Annotated in this window: 10 protein-coding genes; 5 read left to right on the top strand and 5 right to left on the bottom strand. The window is 34.9% G+C overall.

Going from position 1 to position 14,369, the window contains the following annotated elements; translation table 11 throughout:
* The first annotated feature begins 382 nt into the window (after positions 1-382).
* The 4 genes from H3U96_RS03365 to H3U96_RS03350 all read left to right on the top strand — a co-directional run bounded on the left by H3U96_RS03365 (position 383) and on the right by H3U96_RS03350 (position 7,263).
* Positions 383-1,489, top strand: coding sequence for a hypothetical protein (locus H3U96_RS03365; RefSeq protein ID WP_065578637.1), 1,107 nt, complete (start codon positions 383-385; stop codon positions 1,487-1,489).
* Positions 1,490-2,109: 620 nt separating this feature from the next.
* A complete protein-coding gene (locus tag H3U96_RS03360) occupies positions 2,110-3,351 on the top strand; it encodes a hypothetical protein (RefSeq protein ID WP_065578638.1) in 1,242 nt (413 codons plus the stop codon).
* Between the two features lie 702 nt (positions 3,352-4,053).
* The gene (locus H3U96_RS03355) at positions 4,054-5,349 is read left to right on the top strand and encodes a hypothetical protein (RefSeq protein WP_086360584.1); all 1,296 of its coding nucleotides are present in this window, start codon (positions 4,054-4,056) and stop codon (positions 5,347-5,349) included.
* A 546-nt stretch (positions 5,350-5,895) separates the two neighbouring features.
* Positions 5,896-7,263 (top strand): hypothetical protein, encoded by a 1,368-nt coding sequence (locus H3U96_RS03350; protein WP_198195584.1) that lies wholly within the window; start codon positions 5,896-5,898, stop codon positions 7,261-7,263.
* Positions 7,264-7,532: 269 nt separating this feature from the next.
* Here the strand turns inward: H3U96_RS03350 and cydC are convergent, their stop codons facing one another.
* The 3 genes from cydC to trxB are packed head-to-tail and all read right to left on the bottom strand — an operon-like array spanning position 7,533 to position 11,866.
* Positions 7,533-9,164 carry a cysteine/glutathione ABC transporter ATP-binding protein/permease CydC gene (gene cydC / locus H3U96_RS03345; RefSeq protein ID WP_198195581.1) on the bottom strand — a complete coding sequence of 544 codons (1,632 nt, stop codon included), beginning with the start codon at positions 9,162-9,164 and terminating at the stop codon, positions 7,533-7,535.
* Positions 9,158-10,897: a cysteine/glutathione ABC transporter permease/ATP-binding protein CydD gene (gene cydD / locus H3U96_RS03340; RefSeq protein ID WP_198195573.1), complete on the bottom strand. Its 1,740-nt coding sequence runs from the start codon at positions 10,895-10,897 to the stop codon at positions 9,158-9,160. Before cydD ends, cydC begins: the two co-directional genes overlap by 7 nt.
* A gap of 15 nt (positions 10,898-10,912) precedes the next feature.
* Positions 10,913-11,866 carry a thioredoxin-disulfide reductase gene (gene trxB / locus H3U96_RS03335; protein ID WP_034902790.1) on the bottom strand — a complete coding sequence of 318 codons (954 nt, stop codon included), beginning with the start codon at positions 11,864-11,866 and terminating at the stop codon, positions 10,913-10,915.
* 358 nt (positions 11,867-12,224) lie between these two features.
* Between trxB and H3U96_RS11315 the strand changes: the two genes are divergently transcribed.
* Complete coding sequence (locus H3U96_RS11315; RefSeq protein WP_255545798.1) at positions 12,225-12,356, top strand: hypothetical protein; 132 nt, start codon at positions 12,225-12,227, stop codon at positions 12,354-12,356.
* Positions 12,357-12,414: 58 nt separating this feature from the next.
* On the opposite strand, the gene H3U96_RS03330 is transcribed toward H3U96_RS11315, so the two are convergent.
* Both H3U96_RS03330 and H3U96_RS03325 read right to left on the bottom strand, forming a co-directional pair.
* Complete coding sequence (locus H3U96_RS03330) at positions 12,415-13,068, bottom strand: NAD(P)H-dependent oxidoreductase (RefSeq protein ID WP_034902787.1); 654 nt, start codon at positions 13,066-13,068, stop codon at positions 12,415-12,417.
* An 8-nt stretch (positions 13,069-13,076) separates the two neighbouring features.
* Entirely contained in the window at positions 13,077-14,339 is a 1,263-nt protein-coding gene (locus H3U96_RS03325; protein WP_034902784.1) for an AmpG family muropeptide MFS transporter, read from the bottom strand.
* Positions 14,340-14,369 lie beyond the last annotated feature (30 nt).

Raw genomic sequence — 14,369 nt, 5'->3', positions numbered from 1 at the left:
CACCAAACACCAAACCTGCCCAACTTATACTTTAAAATCATCACGTTATTTTAATCAACGTTCAGTCTTTTCTAGTGGTTTATTTTTTCCTCGATTTTTAAGGTTATTTTTATTCTCGCCACTTTTTAGTGTTTTCGCCGTTACTTTATTTTTATTCTTTTCATCAAATAGTTATGCATTATCGTCTTATACAACTAATGTTATTCATGGTAGTGCACCCTATTTAACATTTGATGAAGGACAGACTAAAGTTACTGATACCAATCATTTATTAGCTATCCGTTTATCTGATGGGCGATTATTTACAAATGAATCAAATAATTCAACGGCGACTAATCCTATTGTATTAACTAATTTGGGTGAAAGCTTCGCTGATATAAAGATGTTTATACCAACCAATACTAATTCAATCCGATTAAATACACTTATTGGCGCGCCTTATAACTATTGGCGCGATGATGATGGCGATGGTCAGGGGAGTAATGGTATTTCAGCTACTGGTAATTTAACTTTAACTATTGTTGATAATAAAAATCAAGTAGTAGCACGTAATCATGTACTAAATATTTGCGAAGCACCATATAAAGTCACAATAACAAGTACTGATGGCTTATTAAATACTCAGTATGGCGTTCCTAATCGTAGCACTTTTAGCGCTAGTAATGCTACATATTACATTAGCCCTAAAGCTATGCCAACGATCTGTTTTGCTAAACCAGAGCTAAAGTCTGGTACAGGCATATATGCTGGACCTAAATCGATATGGGATCCTGAAAGGGGATTTCTAGTCCAATCAACTACTCCATCATCTTATGCACGAAATTTTCCAACTACTGGAGCAAATGGTTTATATTTTGATTTAAGTATTGGTGGTAGTTATGAACCTTTGAGTTGGTCTGTTACTAATAGCGGTAGCGGTATTAGTGCTGATGTGAAGTATTTAAATGAATCAGATACCAGTGTTGTTCGGGTCACCTTAACGGGTCCCTTTGCTATAGATGAAAAGATACTTGTTCCATCATTGCCTCAGACATTTGAGTTAATAGGTAAAGATAGTGATGATAATGATGTGGTGAAGTATGGTTTTCAGGTAAAAAAGTGGTTTATCAACCGAGGAAATGTAAAAGCTAAAAATGGTGACCAACGTTCGTGGTGCAAAAAAATTGGCTATCGTCTTGCACAAGTAAAAGATTTAACTAATGCTTCTTGTCAAGGAAAAAATGCTGATGATCGTTGTGTAGGTGCTGTCGGTGCGACGCCATTGTCACCTAATAATTATTATCAACGTATAATTAATGCAGGTTTTTTTTCGGAGTGGGGATATATGATTAAATATGATGGAGCTAACTTTTTTAATGACTATTATTGGACAGACGACACAAAAACGAATGGGGTTTATACTGGTATATTTGTGGTTTTTCCTGATGATGGAGACATTCATTATAGAAGTTTTAGCAAAAAAACTTATGCCGTCTGTGTTACACCTTAATGATTAATCTCTGATTAGCTTGCTAAAAACGATAAATAATACAGTTAAATAAAAAATGGTCGTTATTGCTTTGTATTTAATACACCCTATATCATCTATAGATGGTATGGGGTGTATTAAATAGTCACAATTCATAAATATGAGATATCTTTACATAAATTAACAATTTAGATTCTAAAATCAGTTGCATAGATTATTTTCAGTCACTATACTTTTAGATGATTTTTAGCGCAATAATAGGCTGTTATTTAGTCAAATTAACTTAAAAAAGCCAAATAAAACATGGAATTACTTGACAAGGCTGTTGTTATGAACTATAATGTTAAACACCAAACACCAAACACCAAACCTGCCCAACTTATACTTTAAAATCATCTCGTTATTACAATCAACGTTTAGTCTTTTATAGTAGTTTATTTTTTTCTCGATTTTTAAGGTTATTTTTATTCTCGCCGCTTTTTAGCGTTTTCGCCGTTACTTTAGTTTTATTCTTTTCATCAAGTAGTTATGCACTAACATCCCTAAGAGCCAGTACCGTCAAAGTTATTGCCGGCAATTCTCCCTATATTATATTAGGTGATGGTTTTAACCCTTTAACTGATTTACGTCAAATAATAGGTTTGAATTTTCCTAATGGTCAAGGTGGTTATAATTGGATAAGCGCCTGGGATGCCGGGGTTGCCATAAAAGCACCGCCCGGTATGCATTTTAATCAAGTCTTGTCCCATAGTGTCATCAGTGATGGTAATGCTCATCATATCCCTTATCTTACTATAGGTGATGCAGATGGTGATGAAGGGGGGGGATATGTGTCAGGTTATCTAAAAGCAACATGGTATGAAAATGGCGTACAAATTCCGTATGATAGGTTAGGTAATGAATTATGGGGTTGTGGTGGGCCTTATAAATTAAGAGTAGAGGTTTGGGATATCCAAGCTAATACCCCTTATGGTGTGCCGAATAATCGTTATTATGGTAATAGTTGGGTGGAATATACCGTCATTCCCCATAATCCCAGTATCTGCTATTTAAGACCAAATGATATGGGTAATTATGGTGGTTATGACGGAAATGTATTTCATAACTTTTGGGGCTTTTCTCGTTGGAGTGGCTTTCCGACCACGGGTTTTCAAAATGCGGCATTTACGTTAATAGGTGCAGGTGCAGACCAAAGTCGTTATCGCTGTTATTCACATAATGGGGGTGGCAAAATATGGTTATCGACCATCAATGGTTATGGTGCAAACTGCACGGTTAATTATGCGGCAGAAAAAAAATGGCAATTTATTCAAAATGGTACGCCGGTAATAACCATGGAATACTTTAACGGTCGAGATTGGATTTGGATGGATAGTTTTACCATACCGGTACCGAGTAAATGGCCATCAAAAATGGGCAATGAGAGTAATTTTACCAATCAAGTGATTCTTGACGGTATGCACGAGCCTGGAGATCGAAATGTTTGGGATGGAGGTGCTGAACATGGAAAATGGGTACATGTTCCTAAAACAATTTATTACATATTGGATTATTGTAGTGGCAGAAATAGTAACAATGTAAAACGCCGAACCCAAACAGCGGAAGCGGTGGATGACAATTTTCGCAGGGGATTGCTATATACGCTTGTAGAGCTTAAAGGTAATAATAATACACGAGGTTTTGTTCGTGGTTTAGGTAATTTTATGGGCGAATGGGGGGCATTGAACAGTTATAATTCACTTTGGGGAGATAAGATATGGACAGCAGATAGAAATGATGCTTACAAGCCTTTTTATGTTCGAGTAGATGGATATGCTATTACACCAAGTATAAACCGTAATGGAGTGACAATTTCAGCCAATTCAATATGTCGTGGAGATTAATCCTATGATGTTACCATTGATAATCTAGCAAATATAACGCAACAAATTGTACCTATCAATAAATGTATAAATACAATCAGTTGCGTTCTGCCTTTAATAAATCAGGTATCGAAGGTAGAATTAACTGCATAGCATATCTTTGAAGAACGCACTTTTTAACCTCAAAAATTTGCGGAAAGGAGTTTTAAAAAGGTTAAAACAGTGCGTTAACAGCTTATCTGACTAATAATATTTACAAAAGTTAACAATTTAGATTCTAAAATCAGTTGCATAGATTATTTTCAATCACTATACTTTTAGATGATTTTTAGCGCAATAATAGGCTGTTATTTAGTCAAATTAACTTAAAAAAGCCAAATAAAACATGGAATTACTTGACAAGGCTGTTGTTATGAACTATAATTTTAAACACCAAACACCAAACACCAAACCTGCCCAACTTATACTTTAAATTCATCTCGTTATTGCAATCAACGTTTAGTCTTTTCTAATAATTTATTTTTTCCTCGATTTTTAAGGTTATTTTTATTCTCGCCGCTTTTTAGCGTTTTCGCCGTTACTTTAGTTTTATTCTTTTCATCAAGTAGTTATGCACTAACATCCCTAAGAGCCAGTACCGTCAAAGTTATTACCGGGAATTCTCCCTATATTATATTAGGTGATGGTTTTAACCCTTTAACTGATTTACGTCAAATAATAGGTTTGAATTTTCCTAATGGTCAAGGTGGTTATAATTGGATAAGCGCCTGGGATGCCGGGGTTGCCATAAAAGCACCGCCAGGTATGCATTTTAATCAAGTCTTGTCCCATAGTGTCATCAGTGATGGTAATGCTCATCATATCCCTTATCTTAGTATAGGTGATGCAGATGGTGATGAAGCGGGGGGATATATATCAGGTTATCTAAAAGCGACATGGTATGAAAATGGTGCAAAAATTCCGAATGATAGGTTAGGTAATGAATTATGGAGCTGTGGTGGGCCCTATAAATTAAGAGTAGAGGTTAGGGATATCAAAGCTAATACCCCTTATGGTGTACCGAATAATCGTTATTATGGTAATAGTTGGGTAGAATATACCGTCATTCCCCATAATCCCAGTATCTGCTATTTAAGACCAAATGATATGGGTAATTATGGTGGTTATGACGGAAATGTATTTCATAACTTTTGGGGCTTTTCACGCTGGAGTGGCTTCCCGACCACGGGTTTTCAAAATGCGGCATTTACGTTAATAGGTGCAGGTGCAGACCAAAGTCGTTATCGCTGTTATTCACATAATGGGGGTGGCAAAATATGGTTATCGACCATCAATGGTTATGGTGCAAACTGCACGGTTAATTATGCGGCAGAAAAAAAATGGCAATTTATTCAAAATGGTACGCCGGTAATAACCATGGAGTACTTTAATGGTCGAGATTGGATTTGGATGGATAGTTTTACGATCCCGGTACCGAGTAAATGGCCAGCGAAAATAAATCAAAACCTTCTTGAATTTACTAACCAGTTATCAGACGATATTAGCGATCCCGGAGATCGAGATGTTTGGCGTGGAGGTGGAGATCGTGGTGGACATTGGGAGCATATTCCCAAAACAACTTATAAAACATTAGATTATTGTCGTAACGATGACCACTCATCGCTCATAAGATATAAAACAACAAGAGATGAAGCTTTAGATGACAATTTTCGTAGGGGATTGCTATATACACTAGAAGAATATAAAGGAAATAGTGATTGGAATCCAAATTTTATACGAGGAGTAGGCAGTTTTATGGGCGAATGGGGGGTATTGGGTAATTATAACTCTCTTTTTGCAAACGAGATATGGACCGCTTCTAAAACGGCTTATAATAGTCTTGGTGTTACACGTTTTTATCCGCTTGGTTTGAGACAAAATGGTCAGGTTGTATTCCATATGGGCGGCAAAAATCAAGGAAATTCTAATATTATTAATATTGCTATTTTTAACAAAAGAGCGATATGTCGTGGAGATTAATTCTATAAAGTTAATGATTGATAATCTGGCAAATACAACGCAACAAATTGTACCTATCAATAAACATATAAATACAATAAGTTGCGTTTAACCTTTAACAAATCAGGCATCGAATGTAGATTGCCTGCATAGCATATCTTTGAAGAGCGTACTTTTTAAACTCAAGAATTTGAGGAGAAGTGAAGGGTTTAAACAGAGCGTTAACAGCTTATCTCACTAATAATATTTACAAAAGTTAACAATTTAGACTTTAAAAGAAGTTGCATAGATTATTTTCAGTCACTATACTTTTAGCGGATTTTAAGTACAATAATCGGCTGCAATTTGTTCGAACAAACTTAAAAAAGTTAAATAAAACATGGGATTACTTGACAAGGTTGTCGTTATGAGCTATAATATTAAACACCAAACACCAAACACCAAACCTGCCCAACTTATACTTTAAAATCATCTCGTTATTGCAATCAACGCTTAGTTTTTTCTAGTAGTTTATTTTTTCCTCAATTTTTAAGCTCATTTTTATTTTCACCATTTTTTTTAGTTTTAGTGACTATCTCAGTTTTATTATTTTCATCAAGTAGTTATGCATTATCGTCTTATACAACTAATGTTATTCATGGTAGTGCACCCTATTTAACATTTGATGAAGGACAAACTAAAGTTACTGATACCAATCATTTATTAGATATCCGTTTATCTGATGGAAGATTATTTACAAGGGAATCGAATAATTCAACGGCGACTAATCCTATTGAATTAGCTAATTTGGGTGAAAGCTTCGCTGATATTGAGATGTTTGTACCAACCAATACTAATTCAATCCCATTAAGTACGGTTATTGGTGCGCCTTATAACTATTGGCGTGATGATGATGGTGATGGGCAGGATAATCTTGGCATTACTATTACAGGTAATTTAGATCTGAAAATTACTGATAAAGATAATAAGGACGTGTCCCGCAATGAAACGTTAGATCTCTGTAAAGCTCCTTATAAAGTGACATTAAGTAGTACTTCAGGAACTTTGAGTACAAGTTATGGTGTTCCCAATAGTAGTGATTTTATTGGCAATAGTGCGACCTATTATATTAATCCTAAGGTCATACCAAAGGTTTGCTTTGCTAAACCCAATATGGATAGAAGTAAAAATGAGTTTGCTGGTCCTGATTCAATGTGGGATCCTGAAAAGGGATTTTTAGTCCAATCAACTACTCCATCATCTTATGACAAAAATTTTCCAACTACTGGAGCAAATGGTTTATATTTTGATTTAATTATTAGTGGCAGTCATGAACCTTTGAGTTGGTCTGCCGTCCCTAATGATGGTAAAGGAGGTATTACTATTGATGTGGGGTATGATCCTAAAAAACCAGATACAAGTGTTGTTCGGGTCAAAATAAAAGGTTATATTGCGGATAATCGACAACGGAAGTCAGACTCTCCTTCCCATGTGAAAAAGCCAACATTACCTCAAACTTTTGAGTTAATAGGTAAAGGTAAAGATATTCACAATAATGATGTTGTTGTGAAGTATGGTTTTCAATTACAAAAGTGGTTTATCCTTCGAGGACAGGTATTAGGTGATTTTACGCCTCAAATAGAATGGTGCGATAAGATTGGTTATCGTGCAACTAAAATTAAAGACTTGACCAATGCAAAATATGAAGGCGTCGAAAGTGCCACACCTTTGTCGTCAGGTAATTATTTTCAGCGCCACATTGGTGCAGGTTTTTTTACAGAGTGGGGCACTATGCAAAGGTATAGTGGTGCTGAGTTTCCAGATATTTATAATTTTTGGCAAAACGATGAGTATAAGAAAAAACCGTATGTTGCGAGCCAGACAAATGGATTTATCCGTAACTACGCTGTCAAACATTTTGGTGATGGTGGTCATGTTCTTTGTGTTACTCCTTAAACTTGGTACCTATTTTTTTAAGCAATAAGAAAATATTAACAAAATGTGGGTAAGCAATTATAGGATAGTTATTAACTAAAATATGGCTAATGAACTAATATTTGTTTAGAAATGCTAAAAAAGCACATTACAATACTCAATATTTTTTAAATATAGGCATTATATTAAATATCACTCGATAAATTAATCAAGTTATATTTAATATAAAAAATTGTGGATTAGAGTTTGAACTATGAGTATAACGATATTTTACATATATAATGCAAAAATTATAAGTTTATAATTCGATCAAACAACGGATTATTGGTTAATCTATGGGTGACCATTAGTAATGTTTTATTTTTACAGGTTTGTTTAATCAGCTCGATGATCTGATGTTCGGTTTGTTGGTCAAGACTTTCAGTTGGTTCGTCCATTAGGATCAGTGGTGAATTATGTAATAATGCTCGAGCAATACCGATACGACGAATTTCGCCGCCTGATAGAGCGCGCCCACCTTGTCCTAATGGTAAATTTAAACCTTGATCGTTCGCTAATAATTTTGATAGTTCAACTTGATGTAATACATCGATCAACTGTTGGTCAGATGCCTGTTGATTACCAATTAGCAAATTTTGTTTAAGTGTATCACTAAAAATAGTAATAACCTGAGGTACAACCGCAATGATTTGTCTAAGTGTGGTTTCATCGAGTTGATCAACCGGAATATCATTGATCAAAATTTTGCCGGAATTTGCTTCCCATGTGCGTGTAACTAAATTAAGCAGTGTTGATTTGCCACAGCCAGTTTTACCTATTAAACCAACATGTTGACCGGAATTAATAGTTAATGAAAAGTGACTTAAAATAGCAAAAGGTTGATTAGGATAACTAAAACTAATGTCATCGAATTGTAGTTTAGCAATAGATAAATCAATAGTTTTGCCTTGTTCAATAAATTTGATATCAGGTGTTTGGTTAAATAAGACTGTTGTGCGTGTTGCGGATGTTAATACCTGCCCTAAAAAGATAAATGCTCCTGGAATGGGCGCTAAAATTTCACTACTAGCCAAGCAAACAAAAACAAATAAGGCAACTAAAGGTGATAATGTGTATTGAGTAATCAACCACAACACCAATAAAGTTAAAAAACCAGCAATCAACACGACGAGTGCACTTGATAGTGCCATTAATGTTGATTGACGTTGTTGATGAAAAAGCCAGTCTGATTCAAGTTTATCTAGTTTTGTACGGTAACGATGTTGCGCATTAAATAACGTTAGTTCAGCTTGACCTTGTAAATAATTAATTAATAACGCCCGATATTCACTTTGTTGTTTAGCTAATGTTTCTCCTAACTGTTTGCCTGCATGATAAAAAATGACAGGTATAGCGAGTAAGGTAATTGTTAATACGATAGTAATGATTAAGGCAATGGGTAAATTGATATAACTTAGTCCGACAAACAGCAACAAAATTATGACTAATGCTGTAACAATCGGTGAAAATAGTTTTAAATATAGATGATCAAGTGCATCAATATCGACAATAAAACGGTTAAGTAAATCAGCTTTTTGATATTGAGCTAATTGGTTAGCACTGAGTGGTAAAATCTTTCTAAATGCTAACGTTCTTAAATAAGCTAAAATTTTAAAAGTAGTGTTATGATCAACTAAACGCTCTACATAGCGTGATGCTGTTCGGGTAATTGCTGCTGCTCGTACACCAGCTGCAGGTAACATGTAATTAAAGGTATATAAACCGGCAACACTAACAACGGCTGTAGAGGCTAAAAACCATCCCGATAATGAGAGCAAAAAGATACTGGCTAATAGCGTAAGAATAGATAAACCAAGTCCAATAACAATTTGCCAAAAGTAGTGCTTATAAAGTGCAATATAAGGGCGTAATAGCGTTAGCATAAACTCTCCTTAATGGCGTTAATTTGTCCTTTTGACAGTTTCCAAACTAGCTCAAAATCATGCATATCATCATGTTGATGAGTTATGGTAATACTGTTAGTGGCAATATCATATGGTGCTAACAATTCTACTGTCTGTTTATCTAAACTTGCGGTTGGTTCATCTAGGATTAGTAATTGGCAAGGTTTTAGCATTGCTCTGGCCAGCGCTACACGTTGGGCTTGTCCTACTGATAATCGTACCGCATCTTCACCGACCTGTGTCTCCACTCCTTCAGGCAGTTTAGCGATAACATCAGATAATTGTGCTTTGGCTATCACTTCATTAAGCTCATTAGTGGTTGCTGTGGGTTTACCAAGTAGAATATTTTCACGAATCGAACCGTTAATGAGATAAGGATTTTGGCCAAGCCAACTGATTTGTTGTTGCCAACTCTTTAAATCTAAATGATTAAATTCAATACCATTAATTTTGAGTGAACCTTGATAAGGCAAAAATCCAAGTAATACTTGCATGAGCGAGCTTTTTCCTTCACCACTAGTGCCAATTAAGGCTAGTTTAAAGGGCGCATGTAATGAAAAGCTAAGTGGCCCAACAATTGGCAGAGCTTCATTGGATAGTACGATCAGATCTTTGGCTTCAATTGTTTTTAAAACTCCAATATCTAGATAATTGTTTGCTTGCAATTGGTTCAAGTTATTTTTTGGCTGAGCGTTATCAACTTGTTGCGGTAAATTTTTATTTAAAAAAGTTTCGATATTATCAGCAGCAGCAATAGCTTCGGCTTTAGCATGATAATAGACTCCGAGATCTCGTAAGGGTTGAAAATACTCAGGTGCTAAAATTAATGCAAAAAAACCAGCAAATAAAGTAACAGTTCCATTATAGGCACCAAAATCAAATTCGCCTAAATATGAAAAACCAAAATAGACTGCCACTATAGCAATTGAAATTGAGGTAAAAAACTCTAACACAGCAGAGGATAAAAAGGCCATTTTTAACACTTGCATGGTTTTAACTCGGAAATCTTCAGATGCTCGAGCGATTTCTTCCGTTTGTTGTTCACCTTGATTGAATAAACGAATGGTGTTAAGTCCTTTTAATCGATCTAAGAAATGGCCACTTAAATAAGCTAACGCTTTAAAATGGCGTCGATTAATATCAGCTGCTCCCATTCCTACTAAAATCATAAAAATAGGGATCAGGGGGGCGGTGCAAAGCAAAATAATGGCTGCAGCCCAGTTGAAAGGGAAGATAGCAATACAAATTAATATTGGTACCATGCTGGCTAAACGCATTTGCGGTAAATAACGAGCAAAAAAGTCATGTAAATTATCGACTTGTTCAATAACTAACGTACTCCATGCTCCGGTAGTGCTTTGATTTAAATAAGCTGGACCAAACAATTCAAACTGATCGATTAATTTTTGTCTAATTTGCTTACGGATCTTTTGCCCTAAAGCAAAGTTAATCTTTTCACGAAGATAAATTAACGATCCTCGAGCCAGTAAAATGATAATTAAAGATAAAAAATAAGGAATGACCGTCAAAAAAGACTGTTGTTCAATAATTAATCTTTGTAAAATAATCGCCAAAAAAGCTGCTTGAGCAATCATTAAAATACTTAACATAAATCCAGTCAAAACCGAAGCACGTAAATCTGACTTGTGTATTTTGGTGTGTTGTTTTAACCAGTTAAGTAAATAAGTTTGGCGTTGTTTATCTAAAGACATATTATTTAGCTGATTCTATTTTAAATTATCTAAATAATGTTCAGCATCTAACGCTGCCATACATCCCGTTCCCGCCGATGTAATTGCTTGTCGATAAATATGATCCATAACATCACCGGCAGCAAAAATACCCTCAATGCTAGTTTGAGTTGCATTACCTTGAGTGCCTGATTGCACTTTTATATAACCATTATTTAGTTCAAGTTGGCCGTCAAAAATAGCAGTATTAGGTTTGTGGCCTATAGCAATAAAAACGCCCATTACATTAATTTCTTCGCAAATATTGGGATCTTGGCTACTACGAATTCTAACACCTGTCACGCCCATATTATCACCTAGAATTTCATCAATAATTTGATGAGTATGCAATATAACTTTACCTTCTTGCACTTTTTCAGCTAAACGGTTCATTAATATTTTTTCAGCCCTAAAACTATCACGACGATGGATCAAATGAACTTCGCTAGCGATATTGGCTAAATAGAGGGTTTCTTCAACAGCAGTATTACCCCCACCGACGACAGCAACTTTTTGGTTACGATAGAAAAAACCGTCACAAGTAGCACAAGCTGACACACCTTTACTTTTAAACGCTTCTTCCGATGGTAAACCAAGATATTGTGCTGACGCGCCTGTAGCTATGATTAATGCATCACAACTATATTCGGTATCACTACCAAAAAGTTTGAATGGTTTTTGGCTAAAGTCAACACGATCAATATGATCTAAAATGATTTCTGTATTAAATCGTTCTGCTTGTTGTTGCATTTTTATCATTAATTCTGGTCCGGTAAGTTCTGGATCGCCAGCAGGCCAGTTTTCGATTTCGGTGGTTGTAGTCAGTTGTCCACCTTGTTGTGTACCAGTAATTAATACTGGTGATAAGTTTGCTCGTGCAGCATAAACAGCAGCTGTGTAGCCAGCAGGTCCTGACCCTAGTATCAATAAGCGGGCATGTTTGGTGTTCATGTAATATCCTTCTTTATTCTGATATTCTGGCTAATTTAAATACGGTTAGCGCAATTTATAGTTGATAAGTCTAACATTATCAAGCATTATCGTGCAAAAAAATTGGTTATCATAGCGATAGGTAGCATTGATAATTTGAATCGCTATTGAATTTTTTATTTCTTTGTATTTTTATTTTTTTAATTAGGTTTTTCTTTATACGTTTTGTGTTGTTTATATTAATTTTTTAAGTTTTCAATTAGATCTTAAAAATTATTTTTTATTAAATAATAATGAGATTAAATCAGTTTTATTTAAAAGCAAATACTATGATCACATCCTCACAATAAACAGTGAACGCTCTGTTAGCTGAAATAAAATGGGTAAAAACTCCAAATTCCACGCAAAAAATATTAGTGATCTGCAAATTGGTAATATTTTATCTGGTATTGAATTTATTTTGCAGTCGTTATCAACTGATGTTGAAATACTGTATACGTTGATGAAATGAGTTTTTAGGCTTTGATCTTCATGCCGCCAATTGGCGACAGAAGAGATTTTGTTATTAATTATGATAAATAAGTCGTCACATCTTGAAGTGACCAACGAATATGCGGTTGCTGTTCATTAACTCGATAACCAAATGCTAAACAGAGTCCAACGCCAAAAGTTTCACCACTAAACTGTGGAATATGTTTTTCTAAAATCTGGATGACTTTATCATGTTCAAATCCACCAATAGCACAAGAATCAATACCATGATAAGCCGCTGCTGTCATCATATTTGCTGCCGCTAAGTAATCTTGCATTTCTGACCAATGATTTACCGTTAAACCATTTGCTAAGCCAAATTTAGTAAAATTAATAAAATCTTGGCAAGCAATATCAATGGCGGTTTGATCATTTTGATTAGGTAACGTTCTTGCTACCGCTTGACGTAAATAATGACTTTGTGAAGTAAAGTTATTGGCTTTACGGTAAAGTATAATCACATAGTGTGAGCAACTAGTAACTTGCTCTTGGTTATAACAAGCAGCACGTAATTCAGTTTTAATATCTGCATTATCGACAACTACAAAATGCCAAGGCTCCATCCCAAATGAGGAAGGAGATAAACGACCAGCCTCTAAAATTGCTTCAAGATCTGTATGATTAATTTTTTTTGATTCATCAAACAGTTTACAAGCATGTCTAAACTCAAATGCTAGAGATAGTTTGTCCATAAAGTCTCCTAAGATTTTAAATTCCATGGCGCTACTTTTAATAATAACACCATACCAGGTATCGCTAACATCGTACATAAACCGAAAAAGCTTGTCCAGCCTAAATAATCAACCATAATTCCTGTTGTCGAATTAATAAGTGTTCGAGGAATAGAGGCAATACTGGTAAATAACGCAAACTGTGTTGCGGTATATAATGGATTAGTGGTCTTAGCAATAAAGGCAACAAAAGCAGCTGAACCAAGGCCAACACCTAATGCTTCAAATCCTATTACTAATGCTAATAAAATTTTTTGATGAGTATTAATCTCATCAAAAGGTCCTTCGATTGATAACCAAGCAAAACCTAAAATAGAGATAACTTGGACAAAGCCAAAACACCATAAAGCGCGATTAATTCCTATTTTTATCATTAATATACCGCCAAATAGAGCTCCCAATACACTTGGCCATAATGATGCATTTTTAGCAATCCAACCCACATCAAAACGGCTGAAGCCCATTTTTAGATAAAATGGGGTAGCTAAGGACGTTGCCATGCTATCCCCTAATTTATATAAAAAGATAAAAGCTAAAATCAATACGGCACTTTTAACACCTTGGCGTGTAATAAATTCACTAAAAGGTTTAATAATAATTTCATCCAAACTATGAGTCTTGGGAGTTTGATTGATTGGTTCTTTAACCAGTAATGTCATAATAATTGCTGGTAACATAAATAATGCGGTAATGAGAAAAACACTGTTCCACGGTAAATAACTTGATAGTATCAATGATAGTGAACCAGGTACTAATCCGGCAATACGATAAGCATTAGTATGAATACTATTACCTAATCCAAGTTCATTATCGAGTAACAATTCACGCCGAAAAGCGTCTAAAGCAATATCTTGGGTTGCTGAGAAGAGTGCGATAATAAAACAGATATTAGCTATTAACCAAATATTTAACGTAGGTGACAAAATACCTAAAATTGCAATCGAAAAGAGTAAAACTAGTTGTGATATAAACATCCAACCTCGACGTCGTCCAAGTTTTAATAGAGAAATATTATCCATAAATGGTGCCCAGAGAAATTTGAAAATATATGGCATCTGGGTTAAAGATAAAATCCCAATAGTTTTTATGTTGATATCTTCACTAGCCAGCCATGCAGGTAATAGTTGTATTAATAAATAAAAAGGCAATCCTGACGCAAAACCTGTGAAAATGCAGATTAGCATTTTTGTATTAAAAATAGTTTTGAAAATAGAATTTTGCGGGTTATTCATTACATAACATTATTGGTGAGTTTTTAGGGA

It is taken from the genome of Gilliamella sp. M0364 (assembly GCF_016100565.1).
Lineage (GTDB): Bacteria > Pseudomonadota > Gammaproteobacteria > Enterobacterales > Orbaceae > Gilliamella > Gilliamella apis.
Note: the sequence above shows the minus strand (reverse complement) of the source record. Positions and strands in the feature narration are given on the sequence as shown.

Coding starts and splice junctions, on each gene's coding strand:
- H3U96_RS03365 (WP_065578637.1), top strand. CDS start 383: ATGTTTATACCAACCAATACTAATTCAATCCGATTAAATACACTTATT.
- cydC (WP_198195581.1), bottom strand. CDS start 9,164: ATGCTAACGCTATTACGCCCTTATATTGCACTTTATAAGCACTACTTT.
- cydD (WP_198195573.1), bottom strand. CDS start 10,897: ATGTCTTTAGATAAACAACGCCAAACTTATTTACTTAACTGGTTAAAA.
- trxB (WP_034902790.1), bottom strand. CDS start 11,866: ATGAACACCAAACATGCCCGCTTATTGATACTAGGGTCAGGACCTGCT.
- H3U96_RS11315 (WP_255545798.1), top strand. CDS start 12,225: ATGGGTAAAAACTCCAAATTCCACGCAAAAAATATTAGTGATCTGCAA.
- H3U96_RS03330 (WP_034902787.1), bottom strand. CDS start 13,068: ATGGACAAACTATCTCTAGCATTTGAGTTTAGACATGCTTGTAAACTG.
- H3U96_RS03325 (WP_034902784.1), bottom strand. CDS start 14,339: ATGAATAACCCGCAAAATTCTATTTTCAAAACTATTTTTAATACAAAA.